At 65.0% G+C, this 25,370-nt stretch carries 25 protein-coding genes; 9 read left to right on the top strand and 16 right to left on the bottom strand.

The window, feature by feature from the left end; genetic code table 11:
- Positions 1–41 precede the first annotated feature (41 nt).
- Both ABDJ38_RS11520 and ABDJ38_RS11515 read left to right on the top strand, forming a co-directional pair.
- Positions 42–620, top strand: coding sequence for a nuclear transport factor 2 family protein (locus ABDJ38_RS11520; RefSeq protein WP_346785243.1), 579 nt, complete (start codon positions 42–44; stop codon positions 618–620).
- Positions 620–2,788 (top strand): outer membrane protein assembly factor BamB family protein, encoded by a 2,169-nt coding sequence (locus ABDJ38_RS11515; protein WP_346785242.1) that lies wholly within the window; start codon positions 620–622, stop codon positions 2,786–2,788. Before ABDJ38_RS11520 ends, ABDJ38_RS11515 begins: the two co-directional genes overlap by 1 nt.
- A gap of 115 nt (positions 2,789–2,903) precedes the next feature.
- On the opposite strand, the gene ABDJ38_RS11510 is transcribed toward ABDJ38_RS11515, so the two are convergent.
- The 5 genes from ABDJ38_RS11510 to ABDJ38_RS11490 form a co-directional block, all read right to left on the bottom strand.
- Positions 2,904–3,050 carry a hypothetical protein gene (locus ABDJ38_RS11510; RefSeq protein WP_346785241.1) on the bottom strand — a complete coding sequence of 49 codons (147 nt, stop codon included), beginning with the start codon at positions 3,048–3,050 and terminating at the stop codon, positions 2,904–2,906.
- Between the two features lie 49 nt (positions 3,051–3,099).
- Complete coding sequence (gene infA / locus ABDJ38_RS11505) at positions 3,100–3,366, bottom strand: translation initiation factor IF-1 (RefSeq protein WP_119592552.1); 267 nt, start codon at positions 3,364–3,366, stop codon at positions 3,100–3,102.
- Positions 3,367–3,673: 307 nt separating this feature from the next.
- Complete coding sequence (locus ABDJ38_RS11500; protein ID WP_346785240.1) at positions 3,674–5,140, bottom strand: aldehyde dehydrogenase; 1,467 nt, start codon at positions 5,138–5,140, stop codon at positions 3,674–3,676.
- Between the two features lie 10 nt (positions 5,141–5,150).
- The gene (locus tag ABDJ38_RS11495; protein WP_346785239.1) at positions 5,151–7,505 is read right to left on the bottom strand and encodes a PQQ-dependent dehydrogenase, methanol/ethanol family; all 2,355 of its coding nucleotides are present in this window, start codon (positions 7,503–7,505) and stop codon (positions 5,151–5,153) included.
- A complete protein-coding gene (locus tag ABDJ38_RS11490; protein WP_346785238.1) occupies positions 7,502–8,410 on the bottom strand; it encodes an SDR family oxidoreductase in 909 nt (302 codons plus the stop codon). The genes ABDJ38_RS11495 and ABDJ38_RS11490 overlap by 4 nt, the downstream gene beginning before the upstream one ends.
- Positions 8,411–8,566: 156 nt before the next feature.
- Between ABDJ38_RS11490 and ABDJ38_RS11485 the strand changes: the two genes are divergently transcribed.
- Positions 8,567–10,129, top strand: a complete 1,563-nt coding sequence (locus ABDJ38_RS11485; protein ID WP_346785237.1) for a tannase/feruloyl esterase family alpha/beta hydrolase — start codon at positions 8,567–8,569, stop codon at positions 10,127–10,129.
- Between the two features lie 17 nt (positions 10,130–10,146).
- Complete coding sequence (locus tag ABDJ38_RS11480) at positions 10,147–11,688, top strand: FAD-binding oxidoreductase (protein ID WP_346785236.1); 1,542 nt, start codon at positions 10,147–10,149, stop codon at positions 11,686–11,688.
- Position 11,689: 1 nt separating this feature from the next.
- On the opposite strand, the gene ABDJ38_RS11475 is transcribed toward ABDJ38_RS11480, so the two are convergent.
- The 4 genes from ABDJ38_RS11475 to ABDJ38_RS11460 are packed head-to-tail and all read right to left on the bottom strand — an operon-like array spanning position 11,690 to position 14,810.
- Complete coding sequence (locus ABDJ38_RS11475; protein WP_346785235.1) at positions 11,690–12,058, bottom strand: hypothetical protein; 369 nt, start codon at positions 12,056–12,058, stop codon at positions 11,690–11,692.
- Positions 12,055–12,471: a c-type cytochrome gene (locus ABDJ38_RS11470; RefSeq protein WP_346785234.1), complete on the bottom strand. Its 417-nt coding sequence runs from the start codon at positions 12,469–12,471 to the stop codon at positions 12,055–12,057. Before ABDJ38_RS11470 ends, ABDJ38_RS11475 begins: the two co-directional genes overlap by 4 nt.
- The gene (locus ABDJ38_RS11465; protein WP_346785232.1) at positions 12,468–14,030 is read right to left on the bottom strand and encodes an FAD-binding oxidoreductase; all 1,563 of its coding nucleotides are present in this window, start codon (positions 14,028–14,030) and stop codon (positions 12,468–12,470) included. The genes ABDJ38_RS11470 and ABDJ38_RS11465 overlap by 4 nt, the downstream gene beginning before the upstream one ends.
- Before the next feature lie 12 nt (positions 14,031–14,042).
- Positions 14,043–14,810: an SDR family NAD(P)-dependent oxidoreductase gene (locus ABDJ38_RS11460; RefSeq protein ID WP_346785231.1), complete on the bottom strand. Its 768-nt coding sequence runs from the start codon at positions 14,808–14,810 to the stop codon at positions 14,043–14,045.
- Between the two features lie 86 nt (positions 14,811–14,896).
- Between ABDJ38_RS11460 and ABDJ38_RS11455 the strand changes: the two genes are divergently transcribed.
- The gene (locus tag ABDJ38_RS11455; RefSeq protein WP_346785230.1) at positions 14,897–15,748 is read left to right on the top strand and encodes a DUF8021 domain-containing protein; all 852 of its coding nucleotides are present in this window, start codon (positions 14,897–14,899) and stop codon (positions 15,746–15,748) included.
- Between the two features lie 147 nt (positions 15,749–15,895).
- Complete coding sequence (locus ABDJ38_RS11450; RefSeq protein ID WP_346785229.1) at positions 15,896–17,116, top strand: MFS transporter; 1,221 nt, start codon at positions 15,896–15,898, stop codon at positions 17,114–17,116.
- On the opposite strand, the gene ABDJ38_RS11445 is transcribed toward ABDJ38_RS11450, so the two are convergent.
- Complete coding sequence (locus ABDJ38_RS11445) at positions 17,106–17,555, bottom strand: nuclear transport factor 2 family protein (RefSeq protein WP_346785228.1); 450 nt, start codon at positions 17,553–17,555, stop codon at positions 17,106–17,108. The two genes, ABDJ38_RS11450 and ABDJ38_RS11445, sit on opposite strands and share 11 nt — an antisense overlap.
- 32 nt (positions 17,556–17,587) lie before the next feature.
- A complete protein-coding gene (locus tag ABDJ38_RS11440) occupies positions 17,588–18,130 on the bottom strand; it encodes a MarR family winged helix-turn-helix transcriptional regulator (RefSeq protein ID WP_346785227.1) in 543 nt (180 codons plus the stop codon).
- 125 nt (positions 18,131–18,255) lie between these two features.
- Between ABDJ38_RS11440 and nov2 the strand changes: the two genes are divergently transcribed.
- The 3 genes from nov2 to ABDJ38_RS11425 all read left to right on the top strand — a co-directional run bounded on the left by nov2 (position 18,256) and on the right by ABDJ38_RS11425 (position 21,326).
- Positions 18,256–19,740, top strand: a complete 1,485-nt coding sequence (gene nov2 / locus ABDJ38_RS11435; protein ID WP_346785226.1) for a lignostilbene-alpha,beta-dioxygenase NOV2 — start codon at positions 18,256–18,258, stop codon at positions 19,738–19,740.
- A gap of 63 nt (positions 19,741–19,803) precedes the next feature.
- The gene (locus ABDJ38_RS11430; protein WP_346785225.1) at positions 19,804–20,847 is read left to right on the top strand and encodes a hypothetical protein; all 1,044 of its coding nucleotides are present in this window, start codon (positions 19,804–19,806) and stop codon (positions 20,845–20,847) included.
- Positions 20,844–21,326 carry a hypothetical protein gene (locus ABDJ38_RS11425; RefSeq protein WP_346785224.1) on the top strand — a complete coding sequence of 161 codons (483 nt, stop codon included), beginning with the start codon at positions 20,844–20,846 and terminating at the stop codon, positions 21,324–21,326. Before ABDJ38_RS11430 ends, ABDJ38_RS11425 begins: the two co-directional genes overlap by 4 nt.
- 45 nt (positions 21,327–21,371) lie before the next feature.
- Here the strand turns inward: ABDJ38_RS11425 and ABDJ38_RS11420 are convergent, their stop codons facing one another.
- From ABDJ38_RS11420 to ABDJ38_RS11400, 5 genes are all read right to left on the bottom strand, one after another.
- Entirely contained in the window at positions 21,372–21,872 is a 501-nt protein-coding gene (locus ABDJ38_RS11420; RefSeq protein WP_346785223.1) for a DUF1097 domain-containing protein, read from the bottom strand.
- Positions 21,873–21,977: 105 nt separating this feature from the next.
- Positions 21,978–22,508, bottom strand: a complete 531-nt coding sequence (locus ABDJ38_RS11415) for a DUF3237 domain-containing protein (RefSeq protein WP_346785222.1) — start codon at positions 22,506–22,508, stop codon at positions 21,978–21,980.
- 3 nt (positions 22,509–22,511) lie between these two features.
- Positions 22,512–23,261 carry an SDR family oxidoreductase gene (locus ABDJ38_RS11410; RefSeq protein ID WP_346785220.1) on the bottom strand — a complete coding sequence of 250 codons (750 nt, stop codon included), beginning with the start codon at positions 23,259–23,261 and terminating at the stop codon, positions 22,512–22,514.
- 25 nt (positions 23,262–23,286) lie between these two features.
- Positions 23,287–23,676, bottom strand: coding sequence for a nuclear transport factor 2 family protein (locus ABDJ38_RS11405; RefSeq protein ID WP_346785218.1), 390 nt, complete (start codon positions 23,674–23,676; stop codon positions 23,287–23,289).
- Positions 23,673–25,322 carry a GMC family oxidoreductase gene (locus ABDJ38_RS11400; RefSeq protein WP_346785217.1) on the bottom strand — a complete coding sequence of 550 codons (1,650 nt, stop codon included), beginning with the start codon at positions 25,320–25,322 and terminating at the stop codon, positions 23,673–23,675. Before ABDJ38_RS11400 ends, ABDJ38_RS11405 begins: the two co-directional genes overlap by 4 nt.
- Positions 25,323–25,370 lie beyond the last annotated feature (48 nt).

Genomic DNA, 25,370 nt, shown 5'->3' with positions numbered 1-25,370 from the left:
ACCCCGGCAATGGCAGGAAGCCCATAGAGGGAGAGTCAATCATGCACAAACCCGCGTTCTGTTTCGTGGCGGCCTTGCTGGCCGGCTGCGCTGACACGGCCCTGACAACCCCGGCGCGGGCGCAGGATGCCGCGCGCCCCGCTTCCGGAGAATCATCGATGACCGCCACCCCTCCCGCCGTTGCACAGGACCACGAAGCCCTGATCGCCAGCGACGACCCGCGGCTCGAAGCCAACAAGCGGCTGGTCTACGACATGTACCGGATCGTGCTGCAAGGCGGCTACGCCGACCGCGCGGGAGAGTTCATCCGCGAGGATTATGTCCAGCACAACCCCAATGCCGCACAGGGGCTGGCGGGGATCGAGGACTATATTCGCTCCACCCGGCCCGAGCGCCCCCTCGAAGACAAGATCGAGCTGCCACTGATCAACCTCGTCGCCGAGGGTGACTATGTGATCACCTCCTTCGTGCGCCGCGAAGTCGATGCCGAGGGCGAGACCTATTACACCACCTGGTTCGACATGTTCCGTATCGAGGATGGCAAGATCGCCGAGCACTGGGACCCGATGACCCGCAACGACGCGAAGATTGACCCCAATTCGCAGCGGCTCGAAGACTGATGCGCCTGGCCGGTCGGGCCGCGCTGGCGGGGGCCGTGATCGCCCTCGCCATGACGCAGGCCGTCGGACAAACCGTGACGGGATACACCCCCGTCACCGATGCCCAGATCCAGCGACCCGACCCGGCCGAATGGCTCAGCTGGCGGCGCACGCTGGATAGCTGGGGCTATTCCCCGCTCGACGAGATCAATCGCGAGAGCGTGAGCGGCTTGCGCATGGTCTGGGCGCGCCCGCTGCCGCCCGGCCATCAGGAGGGCACCGCCCTCATGCACGATGGCACGATCTTCTTCTCCGGCCCCGCGGACACCATCGAAGCCATCGACGCTCGTTCGGGCCAGATGATCTGGCAGTACAAGCGCCAGCTGCCCGAGGACATTGGCGACTATCTGCCCGTCTACGACACCACCCGCAACGTGGCGCTTTATGGCAACCTCGTGATCGGCAATTCGGCAGACGACCATGTCTATGCGCTCGATGCTCGCACCGGCGAACTGGTGTGGGAAACCGAGGTGCTCGACTACCGCACGGGGGCCAAGCAATCGAGCGGCCCGATCATCGCCGAGGGCCTCGCCATCACCGGCAGGAGCTGCGAGCCGGAAGGTGGCCCGGCAGCCTGCGTGATCACCGCGCACGATGCCCTGACCGGCAAGCTCGTCTGGTCTACCCCGATCATCGCGCAAGGCGACGATCCGAACGAGGCCACATGGGGCGGCGTGCCGCTGGAAGACCGGCAGCAGGTCGGCGCGTGGATGCTCGCGAGCTACGATCCCGAGCTTGGCCTCATCTACATGGGCACATCGGTCAGCGCGCCCGCGCCCAAGATTTCGCTGGCGGGCAACGATTACAGCTACCTCTACCACAACTCGACGCTCGCGCTGGATGTGACAACGGGCGAAATCCGCTGGCACTACCAGCACCTCGTCGACCAGTGGGACATGGACCACACCTTCCCCCGGATGCTGGTCGATCAGCAGGCCATGCCCGACCCTGCCGAGGTGGCATGGATGGCGCCCGATCTCGAACCGGGCCGCACCTACAAGACGCTGACCGGCGTTCCGGGCAAGACCGGCGTGGTCTATACGCTCGACCGCGAGACCGGCAAATTCCTCTGGGCGAGACCGACCGTACGCCAGAACTTCGTCGAGAGCATCGACGGCGCTTCGGGCCGGGTCACAGTGAACCCGGCCACGGTGCCGACGGAATATGGTCGCAGCTACGATATCTGCCCTGGCCCCACCGGCGGCGCAAACTATCCGGCAGGCTCCTATTCGCCGCTCACCACGAGCCTGTTCATGCCGATGCAGGCAACCTGCGCGCAAATGATCGCGCTCGATCCGTCGCAGGGTGACGTGGGCACCTACGGCGTGAGCAACCGGATCGCGATCGACCCCGAGGCCGAGGGGCTGCTCGGCGTGCTCTATGCGCTAGACACGGTGACGGGACACACCCGCTGGATCCACCGCCAGCGCGCCGGGATGCAAAGCGTGATCGCCACCGGGGGCGGGCTGGTGTTTGCAGGCGATGCGGGGGGATGGCTCAAAGCCTTCGATCAGGCGACGGGCGAAGTGCTGTGGCAGATGAACCTGGGCTCCAGCATCACTGGCTACCCCAGCACCTTCATGCTTGACGGGCATCAGTATCTGGCGGTGTCGACCGGGCTGTGGCTATCCGATTCCTTTACCCCGGAACTGACGCATGGACGGCAGAACACACTCTTCGTGTTTGCCCTGCCCGAAGCCGGTATCGGCGCTAAGGGACCGGAGCGGGCCTTCGTCGCGGCACGCGGTGCGGCGGGGTTCGAAAGCCCCGATCTTGCCAATGCGAACTTCGCCCGCAACGCGAGCGAAGGGGTGTTTTCCGCCGCACAGGCCGAGGCCGGGCGGCAGGTCTATCAGCAGAGTTGCGCGGCTTGCCATGGCAGCAACTTTGCGGGCTCGGGCGGAGTGCCGCCGGTGGCGGGGGCCGCGTTCAAAGCCAAGTGGCAGGGGCGAAGCGTGGGCGATCTGTTCGCCTATATTCGCGACACCATGCCGGTGGGCGCGGGGCACACGCTGGGCGATGCGAACTATCTGGCGGTGACGGCCTATCTGCTCGAGGCGAACGACTATCCTGCAGGTACCGCTCTCGACACGGATGAGGCGCTGCTCAAAGCAATCGGCATAGACTAGCCGCCACCTGACCAAATTGTGCCAGGTAAGCGCGCACAGAAAAGCCCGGCCCCGGATCAAGTCCGGGGCGACGAGAAGATATTTCGTAAGGTGTTAGGTGACCGGGCCAGTTCGCCTAGTCGATCATCTCCGCAACCAGTCGGCGCAGTTCGCGCGAGGTCAGCTGGGCGGAGCGGGTAAAGGGAATAACAGCCTGCGAAAGTTCGACAGACAGAAAATCAAAGCGCGACCAAGGGGCCACGCGGGTATTCGTAATATGCATTAAAATCCTTGTGCGGGCGGCGCCACCGTGGCGCCTGCCCGATTGCCGCCTACCTGCGGAACTGCCTGCCGCGCGGTCCGCCCGGGCCTTGCCCCGGCGTGCGTTCGCGGAAGGTGATGCGCCCCTTCGACAGGTCATAGGGCGTCATTTCGACGTGAACCCGGTCCCCTGCCACCGTACGGATACGGTAACGGCGCATCTTGCCTGCAGTATAGGCGATGAGGCGATGATCGTTGTCGAGGAGAACGCGGAACCTACCGTCGGGCAAAACCTCTTCGATTTCCCCTTCAAAGGTGAGCAGTTCTTCCTTCGCCAAATCGAGCCTCGCTTTCGATAAAATATGGGCCTGCCCCACGCCAGAGAAGGCGCAAAACAAGCGGTGATGTGCAAAATGGAAATGATGGCGCGATAGTGGTTCGCAAGCCATTTCCGGCCACCCGATCAAAGACAGGCGACGTTTGAACGAGGCCTATATAGATCAAGCGCCCGCATTTTACAATGCGAGCGCTTGAAATTATATAATTCATCCAATCTCCCCTCCCCTTGGGGAGGGGTCGGGGGTGGGGGTTTGACGCCCGATCCCCCATCCCAACCCTTCCCCGAGGGGAAGGGCTTTGGGGGGATCAGATCGTCACGCTGGCGTCGGTGAGGATCGTCTTGGTTTCGAGGTAGCCCCACAGGCCCTCTTCCCCGCCCTCGCGGCCGATGCCCGACGACTTGAACCCGCCGAACGGCGCGGTCCACTCCATGCGCATTCCGTTCTGGCCAACGACACCGGTGCGCACCTGCCGCGCGATGTCATAGGCCGCCTGCGCGTCGTTGGTGAAGACCGAGCCGTTAAGGCCATATTCGCTGTCGTTGGCGATGCGGATCATGTCCTCTTCATCTTCCGCCGGGATCAGGCAAAGCACAGGGCCGAAGATTTCCTCCTGCGCAATACGGCTGGAGTTATCGACATTGGCGAACAGCGTCGGCTCGATGAAATAGCCCTTGTTCATGTGCGAGGGGCGGTTGCCGCCGGTCACGAGGTCGGCGGTCTTCTTGCCTTCCTCGATATACATCTCGATGCGGTCGAGCTGGCGCTTCATCGCCACCGGGCCGAGCTGGGTTTCCGGATCGCTCGGATCGCCGATCTTCACGCCCTTCATCACGCCCGCGATTGCTTCGGCCAGTTCGTCATGCCGTGCCTTGGGGACAATGGCGCGGCTCAGCATCGCGCAGACCTGCCCGCTCATCACGGTGATGGTGTTGCCGAGGATCTGCGCGGCGGCTTCGGTGGGGAAATCGTCGCGGATGATCGCCGCCGACTTGCCGCCCAGCTCGAAGGTGGCGCGGGTCATGTTGGAACCCGCAACGCTGGCGATGTGCTTGCCCGCCGCCGACGAACCGGTGAAGGTGATCTTGTCGAGCTTGGTCGAGTGGATCAGGTGATCGGCCGCCTCGCGGTCCGAGGGCACGAGGTTCACGGTGCCAGCCGGCATTCCGCAAGTATCCGCGCATTCGGCGATGATATAGGCTTCCAGCGGGGTTTCCGGGCTCGGCTTCATCACCACGGTGCAGCCCGCAATCAGCGAGTAGAACACCTTGTTGGCCATGATCGCGAACGGCCCGTTCCATGGCGCGATGGCAGCAACCACACCCACCGGCTCGCGCGCCATCACGACAGTATCGACCGCCTGCCCCTTGCGCTGGCTGGTCCATTCGAAGCTTTCGCCAAGCGCGGCAATCCCGCGCAGGCCCGCAACAGCGCCGCCGTGCATCGGCCCTGCTGCCGTGGCGAGACCGCCGATCTGCGCGGTCCAGGCCGTGGCCAGTTCGGGCACGCGCTTTTCCAGCTCGTCGCAGAACTGCATCAGTTTGGCCATCCGCACCTTGGGCGAGAGGCGCGGCCAGGGGCCGTTGTCGAAGGCTTCGCGCGCGGCGTCGACCGCCTTGTCCATATCGGCGTTGCTGGCATGGGCGACGCGGCCCACGACCTCTTCGCTGAACGGATTGACCAGCTCGATCTGGGCGCCGCTGGTCGCATCGACCCATTCGCCGCCGATGAACAGTTTATCGGGATGTTTGATGGTTACGCCTGCGGGGGTCATAGAGAGTCTCCTAGTAACTCGAAAGAATGGTCAGCGAACGGCTGTCGAGCGGCTTGCCCTCAGCCTGCAGTTGCAGCTCGCGGGCGCGCAGCTTGCCCTGCGTATCGATAAGCCACGCGTGGATGGCCTTCACTTGGGAAGCGTCGAGCCGATCTGCAAACGATGGCATGCCGTTCATCTTGAACAGACCGCCCAGCACCACCTGCTCGAAACCGGCATGGACGTTGGGCGCGATCCGGCGCAGGTCGGGCAGCGGCGCGCGCGGCTGGTTCGAGTGGCAGATCGAACAGTTTGCAGTGAACAGCGCGCTGCCCGTGGCCAGCATCTCGGGCGTGGCATCGGCATATTGCTCGGGCGGCGCAGGCGCGGGTTCGAGCGGGGGCAGGTCCGCCGGTTGCGGGGTTGGTCCGCCGCCGAGCTTGTAGACCAGCAGGCGGTTGGCATTGCCCTTGCGATAGGCGGCGGCATAGCCGGGCAGAAAGCCCCAGCCCCCGCCGCCCCAGCCGGTCTGCACCGCGACATACTGGACGCCATCGACGCGGTAGGTCATCGGCGCGGCCATGATCGAGGAGCCGGTATCGACGCTCCACACCTCTTCGCCCGTCTCGCTGTCGCGCGCGGTCAACTTGCCGGTGACGCTGCCGTGGAACACGAGCCCACTGGCCGTGGCAAGCACGCCCTGCCGGTCCTGCCAGCCTGCGCTGGGTACGGCCCACTTGGTCTTGCCGGTGAGCGGATCCATCGCGCGCAGCTCGCTGGTGAAAGGATTGTCCTTCACCCATTGCCAGGTCGGTTCGGCCTCGATCGCGGCGCGCATCGGTGGAGGCAGCGTGGCAGCGGCGGCCTCGAGGTCAGAGGTGAAGATGATCGCCGCGCCGGCATTGAGAAAGTTCTTCTCGTGCACTGCCTCGGCCGGGTCGCCGGAGAGGAACATCAGATTGCCCATATCGAGCACATGGGCGAAATAGGTGTTGCGCGTGGGATCGAAGGCCGCCGGATACCAGTTGCGCGCCCCCGGAGAGGCCGGGTAAACGATCTTCGGGCCTTGCGAATAGTCCGAGGTCTCGAGCGTGAAATTTGGCTTGCCCGTCTCAAGGTTCCACCCGTCGGCCCAGCTGGTGCGCACGATGGCATTGGCGGCGAGCGGCTTACCGCTCTCGCGGTCGACCACAAAGAAGAAGCCGTTCTTAGGCGTGTGCAGGATCACCGGACGGCTCGCGCCATTCACGTCCATCTGCGCCAGCACCATCGGCTGCGTGGCGGTGAGATCCCAGTTATCCTGCGGCGTTTCCTGAAAGTGCCACTTCATCGCGCCGGTCTTGCGGTCGATCGCGACGAGCGAGTTCAGGTAGAGGTTGTCACCCCCGCCGGGCGAGCGGATCGCCTGTGGATAGGGCCCGCCATTGCCGGTGCCGACGATGACCTGATCGAACTCGGGATCGTATGTGATCGCATCCCAGGCGGTGCCGCCGCCGCCGATGTCCCAGCGGGTGTCCTCGCTCCAGGTCGTGACCGCTGCTTCCAGCTCGGGGCTTTCCTGCGGGCCTTCGGCGGGATCGTGCGGGATGGTCCAGAAGCGCCATGCCTCGCTGCCATCGGAAATCCTGTAGGCGGTGACATAGCCGCGCGTGTCGTATTCGGCGCCGGCATTGCCGATCACCACGATGTCGCCCGCCACTTCGGGCGCGCCGGTGATGGTGTAGCCGCGATCCTTGTCGACAAAGGTATCGACGTTCCAGACGACCGCCCCGGTTTCCATGTCGAGCACGTAGAGCTGCCCGTCGAGTGCGGCGGTGATAACCTTGCCATCGGCCACGGCAAGCCCGCGGTTGGCCCAGTCGCAACAGGCGGAGCGGGCGATCTGCATGTCCATCTCGGGCGTGAAGGTCCACTTCTCCGCCCCGGTGGCCGCATCGAGCGCATAGACGCGGCCAAGGTTGCCCGAGGCATACATGACGCCGTCGATCACCACGGGGGTCGATTCCTGCACGCGTTCGGTGCCGAGATCGTATTCCCAGGCGAGGCCCAGTTCGCCGACGTTCTCCTGCGAGATGTCGCCGAGGCGCGAGAAATGGCTTTCGGCCCAGTCGCCGCCGGGATTGTCCCAGTTGTCGCCCGCGCCATAAACCGAGGTGTCGACTTGCGGCGCACTGTCGGAGCACGCGGCCAGCGCGAGGGCTGCTGCGAATAGTGCAACAACACTCCCCTCCCGTGTGCGGGAGAGGGCGGGGGTGGGCTTCAGACGTTGGATAAGCCGCTTGAGGCCCACCCCGCTGCGACTAGGCGTCGCTGCGCGCCGCCTAGTCTCGCTGCCCCTCCCGTGAACGGGAGGGGCGATCAGCGCCTTGAGCACGCGCCTGATCATTGCGGCCAAGCGCCCTTGTTCGCCTCCAGCACCGATTTGAGGCTCTGCGGCTTCTTGCCGGTGATCTTCTCCACTGTGTCGGAAACGACATCCATGAAGCCCTCGCGGATCGACTGGCCGAAGGTCACCATGCCCTCGCTCGCCCACGGAATCGGGCCATCCGGCTTGATGTCGGAGGCCTTGCGCGCCACCCCGAGCGAATCGAAATACTGATACATGCCCTCGTCATCGACGTCCTCGACCGCGATGGGCTTGCCCGCCATGTCGGCAATCATCGCGACGGCCTGATGGATCGTCATCGCTTCCGGCCCGGTCACGTCATAGGCCTTGTTCTCATGGCCATCCTGGGTGAGCACGCCCACGGCCACGTTCACGCAGTCGTCGCGCGCGACCATCGCCACCTTGCCCGCACCGCCGTTCTCGGGCTTGTGGCCCGAGGCAAGCGCGGGGATCGCCATGGCGGTGGCCACGGCATCGGCATAGAGGCTGTTGCGCAGGTGCGTGTAGGCAAGGCCCGATTCCTCGATCAGGCGTTCGGTCTCATAGTGGTCGGTCTGCTCGACGCCGGGGTGATCCTTGATCCCGCCGCCGACAATCGAGGTATAGACGACATGCTTCACGCCGTTGGCCTTGGCCGCTTCCACCGCATTGCGATGCTGTTCGACCCTTTCTCCCACACGCAAGGTGGAGATCAGCAGCAGCTTCTCGCCGCCCTCCATCGCCTTGGTCAGCCCTTCGAGGTCGTCGAAGTCGGCCGCGCGCACCTCGGCGCCGCGTTCGGCGAGGTCTGCCACTTTGTCGGGTGAACGGGTCAGCGCGATAACCTCGCAGCCCATGTGCAGAAGCTTGCTGGCTGCCGCATGGCCGAACCCACCCGACGCGCCCGAGACGATGATCTTGCCCAATTGTCCTCTCCTTTGTTGGACACGATCATAACGGATGTTAGTGTTGGTTCAACAGGAGAACGCGCTCTCGGGGGAATCGCGTCGGTTAATACAAATGGCGACTTTTCCGGCGCGCCGCTTGCGCTAGGATAGCGCACAAAACGGGAGGGAGTGACGATGCACACCAAGACCATGCTGGCGCTCGCCAGTGCAACCTTTGTCTTTGCAACGCCTGCTCATGCGGCCTGCGGCGATCTTGTCGGGCTCGATCTGGGCGCGGGCGAAGTGACTGCGGCGACGGAGGTGTCCAAGGGCGCCTTCACCCCGCCCGACAACGGCATGGGCCCGCCGCCGGGTGTCGCCGCGAGCCCCTTCGCCGACGTGCCCGCCTTCTGCCGCGTGGAGATGACGCTCACGCCGAGCAGCGATTCGGATATCAAGAGCGAGGTCTGGCTGCCTCTGTCGGGCTGGAACGGCAAATATGTCGGCATTGGCAACGGCATCTGGGCTGGCTCGATCTCCTATGCCGAGATGGGCCGGGCATTGGCGCGCGGATATGCCACCGCCGCCACCGACACCGGCCATGTCGGCAGCGGGATGGACGCGCGCTGGGCCATAGGCCACCCGGAAAAACTGGTCGATTTCGGCTACCGTGCGGTTCACGTGACGACCGAGGCGGCCAAGCGGATCGTCGCCGCGAACTATGGCGATGCCCCGAGCAAGTCCTACTGGAACTCGTGCTCGACCGGCGGGCGACAGGGCTTGATGGCAGCCTATCGCTACCCGGAGGATTTCGACGCGATCAGCGCCATGGCCCCGGCCAACCCGATGACCGACCTGATGACGCAGACCATGTGGCAGGGCTTCCAGCCGGTGCGCTTCGGGGTGAAGCTCACGCCCGATGTGCTCGGGCTGGTCCACTCGGAAGTGCTGCGCGCCTGCGACGCAAACGACGGCGTGACCGACGGGATCGTCTCCTCGCCGCTGCAATGCCGGCCCGACCTTGCGAAGCTGCAATGCCGCGCGGGGCAGGAGGGTTCGTGCCTGTCCACCGGCCAGTATCACGCGGTGAGCAACCTGTTCGGCGGCACCCGCGCCAATGATGGCAGCCTGTTACTGCCGGGCTGGCCCTACGGCTCGGAAATGCAAATGGCGCTGCTGGTGATGGGCGAAGAGCCCTTCCCCGTCGCGATGAGCTATTTCCGTGATCTGGTCTATGCCGGAAAGTCAGATTGGGATTGGAAATCAACCGATTACCGCACCTATGCGGCTGATGGCTACGCCTATGGCAGCGAAATTCTCAACGTGCCGACCGATGGCCTTGGCACCTACTTCGCTCGCGGCGGCAAGCTGCTGCTGAGCCACGGCTGGTCCGACGGGCTGATCCCGGCGACCAACACGCTCGCCTTCCACTATGGCCTGTTCAATGCTCTTCCCGCCGCCCAGCGCGATAGCCAGCTCAGGCTGTTCATGGCACCGGGAATGGATCACTGTTCGGGCGGCGCAGGGCCGAGCGAGATCGACACGCTGGGCATTATCGACGAGTGGGCGACAAGCGGCGCGGCCCCAAACCGCATTCTCGCCAACCGCCCGACAGTAGCGCCGACCTTCCCCGGCCAGCCCCCGGCTGCCCCGCGCGAGCCGATGCAGCGCCCGCTCTGCGCTTGGCCGTGGGTGGCGAAGTACGATGGCACGGGTGACCCGAACGTCGCCGCGAGCTTTTCCTGCGCCCTGCCCTGAAACGGTGATCTGACCCGATGACCACTCCCCGCTTTTCCGACAGCGCCGCGCTGGCGCGCTTCTTCGATAGCGCGCGGGCGCTGCTGGGCGAGGCGCGCGTCTTCGACAGCGCCTCCGACGGGGCCACCTATGCCGACCAGATGGCCTTCGACACCAGCCGCCACCAGCCCTCGGGCGCGGTGGCGGCGACCAGCGCGGAAGAGGTCGGCAGCCTGCTCAGGCTGGCGGCGCAGCACGGGGTGCCGCTGTGGCCGATCAGCCGGGGCAAGAACTTCGGCTATGGCGGCTCGGCCCCCGTGCAGGCGGGCGCGGTGGTGCTCGACCTCAGCCGGATGAACCGCATCCTCGAGATCAACGAGACGCTCGGCTATTGCGTGGTCGAACCCGGCGTCGGCTTCTACGATCTCTACGATGCGCTGGCCGAGCGTGGCCACAAGCTGTGGATGAGCGTGCCGGGCAATGCCTGGGGCTCGGTGGCGGGCAATGCGCTCGAACGCGGGGTCGGCCCGCAGCCCTATGGCGACCATGCCGCGCAGATTTGCGGGCTGGAGGTGGTGCTGCCCACCGGCGAGACGGTCCGCACCGGCGCAGGGGCGATGGCGGACAACCCTGCCTTCCACGTCACCCGCAATTCGTATGGCCCGGGGTGGGATCAGCTGTTCTGCCAGTCGAACTTCGGCGTGGTGACGCGGCTCGGCCTGTGGCTGATGCCCGCCCCGCCAGCCACGATGAGCCTCAGCCTGCAACTGCCCGAGGCCGACGATATCGAGCGCGGCATCGCCGCCTTCCAGCCGCTGCGCCTGCGCGGGCTGATCGACCATGACGCGGCCTGGGTCAGCTATGTCGGCATCGCCAGCTATATCGGCCCGCGCACGATGTTCTGGGACGGCGAGGGCCTGCTGCCCGAAAGCGTTGGGGCCCAAATCCGGCGCGACTTCGGGCTCGGCTGGTGGAATGCCGAGGTCAATCTCTATGGCGAGGAAGCGGTGATCGCGGCCAAGGCCAAGGCGGTGGAGGTGGAACTGCGCGACAAGGGCATCGCGGCGGGGGAATGGACCGTGTGGCGCGAAGGCGATCCGATTACCGCCAGCAAGCGCGGCATTCCAGCCACGCGCGACATGATGATGATCGACTGGCTCGGCGGACGCGGCGGGCACCTCGGCTTCTCGCCAGTCATGCCGTCCGACCCCAAGCTGGCCGCCGCGCAGTTCCGCCGCACCCGCGCGCGCTATGACGAGTTCGGGATCGACTATTATGGCGCGTTCGGCGTCGGTGGGCGGCAGACGGTCGCAGTCAACGAGATCCTCTACAACCGCGACGATCCCGACCAGCAGGCCCGCGTCGGCGCGCTGTTCGAAGCACTGATCGCCGATACCCACGCGGCAGGCTTCGGCGAATATCGCACCCATATCGACTATATGGACGCGGTCGCCGCCACCTTCGACTGGAACGACGGCGCGATGGCACAGCTTAACGCGCGGGTGAAAGACATGCTCGACCCGGCGGGCATCCTCGCCCCGGGCAAACAGGGCATCTGGCCCGCGCGATACCTGGCCTAGCTCAACGCCGCAGCTGTGGCATCAGCACCCACTTCATCGCCTTGCCCTCGCGTTCGAGCGAGACGCGTTCGTAGCCCGCCTCGCGCGCGACCTCTTCGAGCAGCAGTGCATCGGCTTGCAGGCTCACGCCCTGCACGATCGCCGGACGACGCGCGAACAGTTCGCGTCCGAAGCGCACACGGTCGCCCTCGATGGCGATGACCGCGCGGTTCCAGGCCGAGCCGGCATCTGCAAAGGCGCGGCCCTCGGCCAGCGCTGCATCGAACAGCAGCACGGTCTGGTGGCCGTCCTTCCAGCCGATCTCGGCGGCAGACGCGACGGCGGGCAAAACCGCAGCAGCGGCGACGAACGAGCGACGGGTCAGCTTCACTGGTCGCCTCCATGCGGGCCTGCGGCGAGATAGTCGGCGATTTCCTGCAACTGCTCGTCCGACACTTCGCCGCGCGGGACTGCGGGCATGTTGCCGATGCCGTTGCGCGCGGCCAGCACCACGAAAGCAGCGGCCAGATCGCCGCGCTTTTCCAGCTCGGCAGGCGAGCGGCCCTTGCGCGCCAGAAGGCCGGTGCCCATGCCCACGGGACCGTGGCACATGATGCACTTCTCGACATAGAGCGCTTCGCCCTCGGTCGCGTCAGGACGGTCAACCAAGGTGATCGGACCCTGCATATTCGGAGGCGGCGGACCGGGATCGCCCTGCGCCGAAACCACACCGGCCCCGCCCGCGAGGATCGCAACGCTGCCAACGATGGCCAGGGTGCGGCGATTTCGTCCAAACTTGCTCATTGTCCGCGCTCCTGTTCAAAACCCTTGGGCCAGATGCCGCTCTTGCCCGGCGCCACGATCCCGTTCGGATCGAGCGCGTTCTTCACCTTCTCGTTAAGCCGCCACAGCGCACCGCCATTCCAGTCGTAGGTATCGGCAACGAGATCCATGTAATCGAGATGGGTCCGGTATTCACCGTAGCCGTGCTCCTTCGCATCGGCCACCAGCGCGCGGAAGAACGGGTCGATCCGCCCCATCATCTCCGGGTTGTCCTTGTTGAACACCATCGCGTTGACATTGGTCAGGTGCCGCTCGCCAAAAGCGAAGCTGCCCTGATAGTCCATCCCGTATTCCTTGTAGCGGGCATAGGTGCGCGCAAACTGCGCCACGGCAGCATCGCCATCCTGCGGAATCACCGGCGAGAAGCCGATGTGTCCGCCGCGTCCGCCATACCAGTTCACATTCTGCATCGGAAAGGTGGTCGGCGCGCCGTTCCAGGTCGAGGGCGGCAGGGGCTCGCCCTTGGTCCAGCTCGTCTCTGTCATCGACAGCGGCCCGGCATCGCCCATCGCCTTGCGCAAGATGTCCATGCTCGCCCGCGTAATGCCCTCGCGGCCATAGACGCGCAGTTCCACGCCCCACCAGCCGATGTTGAAGCGCTGACGGATCGCGTCGATCACCGCGTCGCTCAAGGCACCGGGTTCGTCGGTCCAGTCGGTACGGCGGGTGAGCACGGCGGCGGCGCGCATCCAGTTGCCGATCGAGGGGCTCTGCTGAAGCACCCGCTCGCGCCGCAGGGGGCCGATCACATCGACCATGGTTTTCAGATCTTCGGGCTTGTCGAACTGGACATCGAGGCCGAGCACGCTTTCCGGCTCGGGCATCAGCCACATGCCCATCTTGGTGACGACGCCGAAGTTCGACTGCACGAACATCTGATCCCAGGCCGGGCCGAAGCCGAACGGATAGGCCTGCCAGGTTGGCGCATCGGAAAAGGCGCCCATGCCGGTGCGCACCACATCGCCATCGGGCATGACCACTTCGAGCCCGCAGATATTGCGCGTGTGTTCGCCATAGGGGGTGTAGCCGACCCCGCGATCGAGCGCATTGCCCATGACCGAGCCCCAGCTGTTGGCCGGGACCGACAGCCAGTACGGAAGATTGTTGCGCTTCACATAGTCGTAAAGGTCGTAAAAACCGACGCCCGGTTCGACCAGCACGGTGCCCAGCTCGGCATCGAACTCGATCTTCTTCATCCGCGACAGGTCGAGCACCACGCTGCCTGCCAGCACCGGCGCCGTGCCGCCGTAGCCAAGGTTCTTGCCGCGCGCGATGGGGAAGACCGGCAGGCGATACTGGTTCGCCACCCGTAGAACGGCCTGCACCTCCTCCACGCTTTCGGGTGCCACGGCACCGGCGGGATGGTGCCCGGCATCGTTGATCGCGAACTTGTCCTTGTAGGAAATCCGATCAAGATCCTCGAAGAAGACCTTCGACGCGCCAAGCAAGGCTTCAAGCTCGGCGCGGGCCTGATCCATCTTCATGGCTGTGAAGCCGGGCGGGAGGGGTATGTCTGCCATGTTCAAGCGTCCTTACTGGCCGGAGGCCCATTGTGTGCGGGCAGGCGGCCGCGCGCCGCCATCGAGCCGCAGCACCTCGCCGTTGACCAGCGGGGTGCGGATAAGAAATTCAACTGCAGCGGCAAAATCTTCGCCGGTTCCCGCACGTTTGGGGAACTCCACGTCACGCAACAATTCATTGACCAGGTCCGGCGGAAGCATCGCCACCATCGGGGTCGCCATGAAGCCCGGTGCGACCGCATTGACGCGAATGCCATGGCGGGCAAGATCGCGCGCCCAGACCAGAGTCAGCTCCTTCAGCGCGGCCTTGGCGGCAGTGTAGGCGCCCATGCCCTCCTGTCCCTCGAAGCTGGCGATCGAGCAGGTATTCACGATCACACCGCGTTCGCCATCGGGGCCGCTCGGCTCGTTGGCGATCATGGCATGGCCGACGTGGGCGGCCACACGCACCGCGCCCATCAGGTTGATGCCGATCACGCGGGCGAAGTCGGCGATATCGCCAGGCCCCTCGGCGGTCGCGATGGGGCCGAGGCCGCCCACGCCCGCATTGTTGCAGCAGATGTCGATCCGGCCATGGCGCGCCACGGTCTCGGCCACAGCAGCCTTGACGCTTGCCTCGTCGGATACGTCGCAAGAGATGAAATCGACGCCCGCAGGGGCTTCGCCCGCCACGTCGCAGCTCACGACCGTTGCTCCGAGCGAAGCGAGTCGCTCTGCCGCACCGGCGCCAAGCCCTGAGTTGCCGCCGGTGACGAGTGCCACCTTGCCTGCCGGATCCATCGCCCTCTCCCTGTCGCTCAGTTCGCGACTTTAACGAGCGTTACTTTTCCTCTAGAGAGGCATCAAGTCAAGAGAGGGAGAGGAACTTGACCAACAGAAGCGATCTCTATTCCGTGCTCGATGCCTATCTCGCCGCGCTCGATGCGCACGATCCGGCGCGGGCGCCTTTCGCGGATGACATTTTCAACACCGAAAACAATGTCGCGCTCGCCCCGGGCGACGGGCTGTGGAACACGATCACCGCCCGCCACGACTATCAGCTGCGCATGGCCGAACCCGCCGCCGGGCAGGTGGCTGTGTTCACCGCAGTGGAGGAAAGCGATGCGGTAAACCCTTGTTGCATAAGGCTTGAGGTTGAGGGCGGACAAGTCACCGGGGTCGAAACAATAGTCGCACGCAACAAGGATGAGGGCTTCCCTTTCGGTCCGCAGTTTTTCGAAGATAAGCCCGAGATGGCCCTGCCTGCCATGCCTGCAGAGCGCGAGGAGCTGGTACGCATCGCCAATGGCTATTTCGAAACGATCGAGCGCAACGACGGCACGATCCACACCCGCTTCCACCCGGACTGTAACCGGGTCGAGAACGGTGTGCAGACCAGCAATAATGCCGATTTCCCGCTCCCCATCGCACGGCTCGGCTGCGAGGAGCAGTTCGCACTCGGCTGGTATCGCTATGACGACGACCTGCGCGCGCGCCGCTATCCGCTGGTCGATATCGAACAAGGGCTGGTGCTCGCCTATGGTTTCATCGACCATTCGGGCCGCATCGGCGACTACACCCTCACCGACGGCACGCCCGCACAAAGCCCGGTACGTCGCCCGCATTCCTACTATCTGGCCGAGGCGTTCAAGATCGTCGACGGAGCGATTCGTCAGGTCGAGGCCGACTTTCTGACGGTGCCCTATCGGATGCCGAGCCCGTGGGATTCGCGGAGGTGAACCACCACCGCTCGCCCTGAGCCCTTCGTCAGGCTCAGGGTATACTTGTCGAGGGGCGGTCTTTCCTTCTAGCACTGCGTCAAAGACATAAGAACGATCCTTCGACAAGCTCACCATGAGCGGAGGGATGTGGGAGAACGGAAGCGCATGACCAGCCGCCGCATCGTCGCCCTCGCCTTGCTGGCAGGTGTGTTCATCATGGAAGGCTTCGACATTGCCGCCATGAGCCTTGCCGTGCCACGCCTCGAAGCCGCGCTCGGGCTCGATCCGTCCGGGTTCGGCTGGGTCTTCACCGCCCTGTTGGTCGGGCTGGGCCTCGGCGGCGCACTGATCGCGCCGTTGGGCGACCGGTTCGGGCGGCGGACGCTGATCGTGCTCGGGTGCCTTGGCACCGGTCTGGCGACTCTCGGCACCGCCACTTCGAGCGATATAGAGCATTTCCTGTTCTGGCGTACGATCACCGGCCTCGCGCTTGGGGCGTGCCTTCCCAATGTCAGCGCGCTCTCGTCAGAACTCGCGCCAGAGAAGCTGCGCGCCACGCTGATGGCGGTGGTCTCGGCAGGCATTCCGGTGGGCCTCGCGCTGGCCGGGCTGATCGCGCCCGAGCTGATTGGTGCGTGGGGCTGGGAGGGTCTGTTCCTCGTACCCGGCGCCTTTGCCGTGGTGCTGGCGCTCGCCCTGTTCCTCACGCTCGAAGGCGGAGCGCCCGCGCGTGAACCGGCAGACCGTGCGGCGCCCAAGGCAAAACTGCCGCAGCTCGTGCTGTTCAGCGCGCCCTGGCTGTTCCCCTTCACGGTGTTCGCCGCGATGCTCGCGTTTAACGCGCTCAACCTCTACCTGCTCAATTCATGGCTGCCGACCGTTCTGCCCGGCGCGGGCCTGAGCCTCGACGATGCGGCGCGCGTGGCCGGTGTTGCCAACCTTGCCGGGCTTGGCATCGGCATTGCCGCCAGCCTGCTGCTCGACCGCTGGCACAAGGGGCTGACGCTGGCGCTGCTGTTTGGCTCAATGGCCGCAAGCTTTGCCGCCATCGCTCTCACCGCGCCTGATCAGACCCGCTGGACGCTGCTGCTGATGGTCGGCGTGGGCGGAGCCAATGCGGGCGGAATGGTGCTGCCGGGCCTGTGCGCCTACCTATTCCCCGCAAGGCTGCTGTCGAGCGCGGTCGGCATGGGCGTGCTGGTGGCACGCCTAGGGGCCTTTGCGGGGCCGCCGCTGGGCGGCGCGATGATCGCGGCCAATGTGCCCGCGCAGACCTTCCTCGGCGTGGCCGCCATCCCGGCGCTGGTCTGTGTGCTGGTGGCCCTGCTGGTGAGCCGCGCGCTGCTGGTGCGGCAGCGGGTGGAGCCGGCGGCGGTTACGGCCTGAAGTCGAGCCCGCCGACCCGCTCGGCAAAGCGCCAGCCCTCGGGCGTCAGCACGCAGCGATCGGTGAAGGTGCCGATGAGCGGGCTCTTGGCATCCTGCACCGGCAGGCCGCCATCGTCGGCCGCATCGCCCATATAAAGCACGATCACGCTTCGCGCGCAGGCCGTGGCGGGGCCTTCGACATCGACCAGCACGTTGGCGATCGCATGGCGCTGTGCACGGGGCTTGCGAGCCAGAAAACTCTCAAGGATCGCCGCGCGGCCAATCACCGGGTCGCCCCCGCTGGGGCGGCGAAACACCGCATCCTCGGTGTAAAGCCTTGCGCAGGCTTCCCAATCCTGGGTGTCGTTGGCCCAGGTATATTCGTGGATCAGCCGAGTGACGTCAGCTTCGACGGCGCGGCGACTGTCTTCGTCCATGCCATAAGGTGTGTGTGTCATAGGTGCGGCTTATCCGCCCGAACCTTCGCGGTCTAGCTTTCCGCTGGCGGTTTCGTCGATTCGAGAAACACCGAGTTGCCGTTCTCGTCGGTCGCATCGAGCCGTTCGATCAGTTTCTCGACGATCCCGCCGAATGCCGCCAGCTCGGACGGGCTGATCGCATCGAACAGATAGTGTGCGACCTTCTCACTCTGCGGCTTCATCAGGTGATAGAGCCGCTCGCCCTCTTCGGTCAGGCTCAGCCACTTGCGTCGCCGGTTCGCCTCGTCGACCGTGACGGAAATCCGGCCATTGCGTTCGAGCGTCGCCACCGCACGCGATATGCTCATCGCGTTGACGCCGGTGAGTTCGGCGACCTCGTGGCTGGCGGTGCGGCCCAGCGCACCGATGCTCATCAACAGTCGGAACTCGTTCAGGCTGATGCGATAACGGTGCGACAGATGCATGCTGAACGGTGCCATCAGCCGGTTTGTGAGCTTCAGCAGCCGGTGCAGCACGACGGCTTCCTCACTATCGGCGAAGTACATCTGATGTCCGCGTTCGGTGTCTTCCACCGCCCCTTGTCTGTAAATCACCAACGCGCTTCCCTCCCGGCTCGCTCTTTTTCCATGGTCCACTCAGTGGAGGGGCCTTTCCCTATACCGTAACAGTCGTTAGCGTCGCCGCCAAGAATCAGCACAGCAATCTTGGGAGTAACCTCGTGGCGAGCTATCCGCAAACTATCCATTTCATGGGCACGAACACCCCGCGGCGGGTGGAAATGTCGCTTCGCAATCTTGAGGTTGAGGGCGAGATCCCGGACGAGATCGAGGGCGCCTTCTTCCGCGCCGTGCCCGACAATGCTCATGCCCCGATGTTCGACGACGACATCGCCTTGAACCACGATGGCATGATCGCGCGCTTCAACTTCGAGGGCGGAGCGGTCGATTTCGACATCCGCTATGTCGAGACCGAACGCTACAAGCTGGAGAAGAAGGCGCGCCGCGCGCTGTTCGGGCGCTATCGCAACCCCTTCACCGACGATCCCAGCGTCGAGGGCGCCGACCGCACCCTCGCCAACACCACCCCGGTCTGGCACGCCGGACGGCTGTTCATGACCAAGGAAGACGGGCGCGGCTACGAGGTCAACCCGCATACGCTGGAGACCGTGGCACGGTGGGACTACGAGGGCAAGCTGCGCAGCCAGACCTTCACCGCGCACCCTCGGATCGACCCGGAGACGGGCGAGATGTTCTTCTTCGGCTATGAAGCGGGCGGGCTGTGCGACCCGAATGTCGCCTATTGCATCGCCGACAAGGACGGCAACCTCACAAAGGAACAGTGGTTCGAGCAGCCCTATCTCTCGACCATTCACGACTTCGTGATCACCGAGAAATATGCGATCTTCCCGATCTTCCCCACGCTGGCCGATCTCGCCCGGCTCAAGGATGGCGGCGCACACTGGGCGCATGACCAGTCCAAGCCCAGCTACATCGGCATCATGCCGCGTTATGGCGACGTATCGGAAATGATCTGGGTGGAAGGCCCGGTCGGCGTGTCGTGCTTCCACGAGGTCAATGCCTATGACGATGGCGATCTGGTCCACATCGACCTGTGCCTGAGCGACACCAATGCGTTCAGCTTCATGCGCGAAGCGGGCGGCATCCAGCGCGAGCAGCAGGACGTGCAGGGCGCGCTCACCCGCTGGACGCTCGACATGAGCAAGGACACACCCGAACTCAGCGAGCGCCCGCTCGGCCCTCCCGGAGACCTGTGCCGCTTGGCCGACAAGGATCAGGGCCGCCCCTATAACCATGCCTGGTATCTGAGCATGAACCCCGAGGCCAAAGGCCCGCCCATGCTCGGCGGCCCGGTCGGCGCGAACTTCAACGCGCTGCTGCGGATCGAAGTCGGCAATGGCCGCGTGTCGATGATGGAAGTGCCTCCGGGCAGCGCGATCAGCGAACCGGCTCACATCCCCTCAAGCGAGGAAGGTCATGGCGGCTGGCTGCTCAGCGTGATCGACATTCCCAACGGCCCCCCGGGCGGCAACCCTGCCGACTATGCGAGCGAGGTCTGGGTGATCGAGGCTGACGCGGTCGAGAAGGGCCCGGTGGCCAAGGTGAAGACCGGGCTCGCGCTGCGTAGCCAGGTCCACGGCACCTGGGTCAGCCGCGGAAAGCTCGACAATTCGAAGGTGAAGTAAGCCGCTCTTGCCCCATGAGGCGCGCAAGGTGCATAACCTTCCGCGTCTCTGGGGAGAGAACGCATGAAAACAGCAATAGCTTTCGCCGCGCTCGCGCTTGCCGCGTCGTTTCCTGCCTTTGCGCAGGAGGATGCCGACAAGCAGGCGCTTATGGATGCCCGTTTCGATCCACCGCCCGCCGGATGGCAGGTGCCGCGCACCGCTTGGGGCGATCCCGACCTCAGGGGTATGTGGCCGCTCGATTACCTCTCGGCCACGCCGCGAACGCGCCCGCCGCAGTTCGGCGATCGGGCCTTCATGACCGATGCCGAATATGCCCGCGCCACCGGCAATGCCGAAGCCGATATGGCGCGTTATGACGAGGAAGAGCGCGCCGGGCTGATGGCCATGGGCCACTGGAACGAACGCCAGCTGCCGCTGCGACAGACCTCGCTGATCATGGAGCCCGCCAATGGCCAGTATCCGCCGCTGACCGACCGGGGCAAGGAGCTGGCCGCCAACGAACGCACCAGCTGGAACACCTACGTGTTCGAAAACATGGATGATTTCGGGATCATGGACCGGTGCCTTACGCGCGGCATGCCCGGCTCCATGTTGCCCGCAGTTTACAACATGGGGATTCGGGTGATGCAGGCGCCCGGCCTCGTCACCATCTCGGTTGAGATGATCCACGAGACCCGCCTCGTCCATCTCGACGGGCGCGCACCGCCGCCGCCCGAGGTGCAGTTTGATCTCGGCTATTCGGTCGGCCACTGGGAGGACGATACGCTGGTGATAGAGACCAGCAATTTCCGCCCCGGCATGTCAGCCGGCCCCGCTCCCAATTCCGATCAGATGCGCATCACCGAGCGGCTCACCCCGATGGGGCCGGACCAGATCCGCTATGAAGCATGGATCAGCGATCCGGTCGTAATGGAAGGCACATACAAGGTGGATTTTCCGTGGCGGCGCGATGACGACTACGAAATGTTCGAATATGCCTGCCATGAAGGCAACGTGCAGGTGCGCGGCTATATTACGGCCACCAGCCCGCGCTTTGCCGAACAACGCGCCGCCACCTGGCGCGAGCGGGGCGAAGAACCCGAAAGCGGAGTGCCAATACGATGAATGCTGCTGCCGATCCCCGGCAAGACGACCTGCCCGACGAACTTCCGGGGCCGACGATGAAATGGGTCTACCACCTCAGCCGCCTCATCTTCGGCGGCTGGTGGGTCTATTCGGGCGTCATGCCCTTCATCGACCCGGCCTGGCAACCGCTCGGGCAGGAACAGGCAGCAATCGACTTCACCATGGCGCTGATCGCCTCGGGGCTGATGGTGTGGATCAAGGTGGCCGAGATCGTGTTCGGCCTGCTGATTCTCGCCAACCGCATGATGCCGCTCGTCGCGGCTGCAATCGTGCCGATCAACTTCGTGATCCTCTACTGGAACTTCGTACTCGAGGTGGGGACGGTCGAATATACTTTCGGCGGTCTGACGCTGCTGTTCAACGCGATCCTGCTATGGCCGTGGCGGCGCTACTACTGGCCGCTGTTCGTCTGGAACGGGCGCCCCGACTTTTCCGGCCGAGCCGGAATTCAGGACTGATCTGCCGGGCAGCGGGACCGCGCCGGCCGCCCCGCCGCCGCACCATCATGCCTTCGTCATCAGGCCGGCAAACTTCTCCGACACGATGCCGAACAGCGCGCCGATAATCACCGCAACCACCGTGGGAATATAGGCCCCCACCGGGTCCATCTCGGCGCTGCCTGCCATCAGGAAGGTGGCGCCTGCGACGGCGGCAAAGCCGTAGACGCTGGCCGGGATGGTCGCCAGCACGGGCACCTTGCTGGCGAGACAGATCGCGAAGGCACCCAGCCCGACCGCGACCGGCCCTGCGAACTGGCCCAGCCCGGCCAAAGGCACCATCAGCGCCCAGATCGCCGCCACGCCCACCGCCGCTCCGAAGGCCATGCCGACGATCGCGGGGATCAGTCCTTTGGTGCCTGCGCCCGAGTGAAAGAAACAGCCCCAGGCGATAAACGAAACCCACACGAGGCCGGGCAGGAAATCGGCCAAGGGCACGCCAAACAACCATGTATCGATCACAGCCAGCAAGCCCACCGACACAGCGAGCGCAAAATATCCAGACATTGTGTACCCCTCTCTCCAAAGTGCGGCCTCGTCGTGCGGGCCGCTGGCGAGGGAGACTAAGTCAATTTCGCAGCTTGTAAATCGAATTGGCGATAGCTGTGCAGATCACGTCAGCGCGTAATACCGCAGACAGTTGCCGTCGCTCTTGCGCTCGCCCACGCCGATGAACACGTGCTTGGTGAGCCAGTCGTGCTTGCCCACCGGGCATTCGAACGTGGGGTTGCCGCGCAGATAGTATTCGGGGTGCGCCACCGGCTCGCCATCGTTGAACGCCCAGTCACGCAGGCGCTGCATCGTGTCGGGCTGGCGGCCCCACAGAAAGCCCTTGTTGTTGAGCAGGATGATCGTGCCATCGTCTTCCTCGAGCAGGTAGCGCGCGTCGAACACGGCGACATCGTCGGGGCGGAAATAGGCATAGTCGCCGCCCGATCCGGGCACTGCACGGCCCTTGATGTTGGGCCCCTCGAAGGTCCCGCCCTTGACCAGCACCGCGCTACGCGTCCCGCCGTTGGGGTGCGGGGCTATGGTGTAGACCTCGGGAAAGGTGAGCCGCACCTCCATCACGAATTCGAGCCGGGGGTTGTCCAGCTCGCTGAAGGGGGCGGTGAAGGGGGTGGTGTCGGAGAAGGTGGTCATGGCTTATCCCAGTTCGATGAGGCCGCCGTCGACCAGGAGGTCGGCGCCGGTGATGAAACTTGCGTCCTCGCAGGCGAGGAACAGCACGGCTTTCGCCACTTCCTCGCTGGTGCCCATGCGGTGCATCGGGATGTTGGCGATCATCATGTCGCGCAGGCGCTCGACATCTTCCGGCCCCATGCCCGGGTTGCGGTGCAGTAGCGGAGTATCGATCGGGCCGGGCGAAACCATGTTGAGGCGGATCTTGCGCGGCAGCAATTCCTTCGCGAAGACCTTCATCGCCATGGCCAGGCCCGCTTTGGCCGCCGCATAGGTGCCGTTACTTTCTACCGCACCATGCGCGCCGATCGAGCCGGTGACGACCACCGCTCCGCCCTCGCCCATGATCCGCACCGCCTTCTGCAAAGCAAACACGCAGCCGCGCAGATTGATCGAGTGGACGAAGTCCCAGTCGTCCTCGGTGATCGCTTCGAGAGGGGCGAAGCCGCCCACGCCCGCGTTGATATAGAGCACGTCGATGCGGCCATCGGCCTGTTCGACCTGCTGCACCACCTTCTCGGTGGCGGCGGGATCGGCGATATCGGCGGCATAGCCGGTGCTGCCGGGGATGGAGGCGACGGCCTCGTCGATGGTCTGCTGGTTGCGGCCGGTGAGGTGAACCTTCGCGCCTTCGTCCGCAAAGGCCTGCGCCGAAGCGAGGCCCATGCCGGAGTTGCCGCCCAGTACGAGCACGACCTTATCTTTGAACCTCATCAATCTCTCCCCGCTTGTTATTCGGTCAGAACGGCCCGTTCGGATTGGGGCCGCCTTCGGTCACGTCCTGCAACACGTCCCAGTGTTCGGTGATCTTGCCATCTTCCACACGGAAAATGTCGATCACCGCCCAGCCCAGATCGCCCGGCCAGCGGCGTACGTGATAGTGCACGGTGACATGGTCGCCATCGACGAAGGCGCGCTTCACGTCGTGGACGGCCTCGGGCGTTTCCTTGCGGATCATGTCGAGGAAGGCCTTCAGCGCATCGCGCCCGGGCGGGGCGAGCTGGCTATGCTGGATGTAGTCGGGCGCGATGAAGTCATCGACGCGGCTAGAATCCATCGGCCCCAGCACCTGCTCGAACATGCCCATCACCAGCGCGAGGTTGGCCTCCTCTTGCGGCGTGCGGCTCATGCCGCCTCAGCCCGCGCGGGCACATCGGCAGGCGCGAGCACGCTGCCCTTGATATGATCGGCGGCCTTTTCGGCCAGCATCATCACCGGGATGTTGGTGTTGCCGCCCGGCACCGTGGGCATGACCGAGCAATCGACCACCCGCAGCCCTTCCACGCCCAGCACGCGGCAATCGGCATCGACCACGCTGCCTTCGCCCATGCCCATCGCGCAGGTGCTGGTCGGGTGCATCGCGACATAGCAGGTGGCGCGGATCAGCGCATTCAGCTCATCATCGGTTTCGGCCCCCGCCGAGGGCGCACGTTCTGCCCCCACCAGCTGCGCCATCGGCTCCGAGTTATAAATCCGGCGCGTGGCGCGGATCGCGCGGCGCATCTGTGCAAGGTCCGCCTCTTCGGTCATGATGTTGAGCGTGACGGCGGCGCTTTCCATCGGGTCGGCGCTTTTCAGCTCCACCCAGCCCCGGCTTTCGGGGTGAAGCTGAACCACCCCTGCCCAGAACACGTGCTCCTGCTCGGGCTTCAGCAGCGGGAACCAGGCTTGCGCATCGAAGCGGATCGGGTTGACCATGATCTGCATGTCGGGCCGTTCGAGGCGGTCGTCGGTGCGCACCACCACGTTGCAGCTATTAAGCTGGCTCGCCATGGTGCCCGTGCCTGTCAGCGCCCACTTCACCGCATTGAGGGCGAGCCGGTCCCAGCGCAGTTGGCGCAGGAAAGTGACCTTCTGCTTGGCCGCCCATTCGAGGCTGGTGGTCGGATGCTCCTGCAGATTGCGGCCCACGCCGGGGCTGTCGTGCAGCACGGTGATGCCATGTTCGCGCAGGTGTTCGGCGGGGCCGATCCCTGAGAGCATCAACAGATGCGGCGAATTGTAGGTGCCGCCGCACAAGATCACCTCGCGCCGCGCGCGCAGCACCTTGGTACCCTCACCCACCTGGACCTCCACGCCCACCGCGCGCTTGCCCTCGAACACGACGCGGCGCACCTGCACGCCGGTGCGCACGTCGAGATTCTGCCGTCCGAGCGCAGGCTTGATATAGGCGCTCGCCCCCGACACGCGCCGTCCGCGCGCATCGACCGACTGCTCGCCGCGCGCAAAGCCTTCGGGCGTGGCACCGCTGAGATCCTCGGTGGTCGAGAAGCCGGCGTTCTCGGCCGTCTCCATCATCACCTCGTGCAGCACGTGCGGCGAATCGATCGGACGGATCGTCACCGGCCCATCGACGCCGTGATAGTCGTCCTCGCCGCGCCAGCTGTTCTCCATCTTGCGGAAGTAGGGCAGGCAATCGGCATAGGACCATCCGCGCGCGCCCATCTGCGCCCACTGGTCATAGTCCGACGGGTGGCCGCGCATCGCGAACATGCCGTTGATCGAGCCCGATCCGCCCATCACCTTGCCGCGCGGCAGGGGCATCTGGCGCCCGTCGAGGCCCGGCTCAGGCTCGGTCATGTAAGTCCAGTTGAGGCTGGGCATGACCATCGCGCGCAGGAAGCCCAGCGGCATCTGGATGAACGGATGGCTATCATCGCCGCCGGCCTCCAGCAGCATGACATTGGTCTTCGGGTCTTCGCTCAACCGCGAGGCGATCACGCAGCCCGCGCTGCCGCCGCCGACGACGATATAGTCGGTATCCGCTTCGTGCATCACTCTCTCCTTGCCTTCACTTGCTAACGCTCGTTACGATTGGACGCA

Source organism: Aurantiacibacter flavus (assembly GCF_039710615.1).
Classification (GTDB): domain Bacteria; phylum Pseudomonadota; class Alphaproteobacteria; order Sphingomonadales; family Sphingomonadaceae; genus Alteraurantiacibacter; species Alteraurantiacibacter flavus.
Note: the sequence above shows the minus strand (reverse complement) of the source record. Positions and strands in the feature narration are given on the sequence as shown.

Bases quoted from the DNA above. Each gene is read 5' to 3' on its own strand.
- ABDJ38_RS11425 (WP_346785224.1), top strand. From the start codon at position 20,844: ATGAATGCTGCTGCCGATCCCCGGCAAGACGACCTGCCCGACGAACTT.
- ABDJ38_RS11460 (WP_346785231.1), bottom strand. From the start codon at position 14,810: ATGGATCCGGCAGGCAAGGTGGCACTCGTCACCGGCGGCAACTCAGGG.
- ABDJ38_RS11450 (WP_346785229.1), top strand. From the start codon at position 15,896: ATGACCAGCCGCCGCATCGTCGCCCTCGCCTTGCTGGCAGGTGTGTTC.
- ABDJ38_RS11415 (WP_346785222.1), bottom strand. From the start codon at position 22,508: ATGACCACCTTCTCCGACACCACCCCCTTCACCGCCCCCTTCAGCGAG.
- ABDJ38_RS11465 (WP_346785232.1), bottom strand. From the start codon at position 14,030: ATGGCAGACATACCCCTCCCGCCCGGCTTCACAGCCATGAAGATGGAT.
- ABDJ38_RS11515 (WP_346785242.1), top strand. From the start codon at position 620: ATGCGCCTGGCCGGTCGGGCCGCGCTGGCGGGGGCCGTGATCGCCCTC.
- ABDJ38_RS11485 (WP_346785237.1), top strand. From the start codon at position 8,567: ATGCACACCAAGACCATGCTGGCGCTCGCCAGTGCAACCTTTGTCTTT.
- ABDJ38_RS11500 (WP_346785240.1), bottom strand. From the start codon at position 5,140: ATGACCCCCGCAGGCGTAACCATCAAACATCCCGATAAACTGTTCATC.
- ABDJ38_RS11445 (WP_346785228.1), bottom strand. From the start codon at position 17,555: ATGACACACACACCTTATGGCATGGACGAAGACAGTCGCCGCGCCGTC.
- ABDJ38_RS11420 (WP_346785223.1), bottom strand. From the start codon at position 21,872: ATGTCTGGATATTTTGCGCTCGCTGTGTCGGTGGGCTTGCTGGCTGTG.
- ABDJ38_RS11430 (WP_346785225.1), top strand. From the start codon at position 19,804: ATGAAAACAGCAATAGCTTTCGCCGCGCTCGCGCTTGCCGCGTCGTTT.
- ABDJ38_RS11410 (WP_346785220.1), bottom strand. From the start codon at position 23,261: ATGAGGTTCAAAGATAAGGTCGTGCTCGTACTGGGCGGCAACTCCGGC.
- ABDJ38_RS11510 (WP_346785241.1), bottom strand. From the start codon at position 3,050: ATGCATATTACGAATACCCGCGTGGCCCCTTGGTCGCGCTTTGATTTT.
- ABDJ38_RS11480 (WP_346785236.1), top strand. From the start codon at position 10,147: ATGACCACTCCCCGCTTTTCCGACAGCGCCGCGCTGGCGCGCTTCTTC.
- ABDJ38_RS11405 (WP_346785218.1), bottom strand. From the start codon at position 23,676: ATGAGCCGCACGCCGCAAGAGGAGGCCAACCTCGCGCTGGTGATGGGC.
- ABDJ38_RS11520 (WP_346785243.1), top strand. From the start codon at position 42: ATGCACAAACCCGCGTTCTGTTTCGTGGCGGCCTTGCTGGCCGGCTGC.
- ABDJ38_RS11495 (WP_346785239.1), bottom strand. From the start codon at position 7,505: ATGATCAGGCGCGTGCTCAAGGCGCTGATCGCCCCTCCCGTTCACGGG.
- ABDJ38_RS11400 (WP_346785217.1), bottom strand. From the start codon at position 25,322: ATGCACGAAGCGGATACCGACTATATCGTCGTCGGCGGCGGCAGCGCG.
- ABDJ38_RS11470 (WP_346785234.1), bottom strand. From the start codon at position 12,471: ATGAGCAAGTTTGGACGAAATCGCCGCACCCTGGCCATCGTTGGCAGC.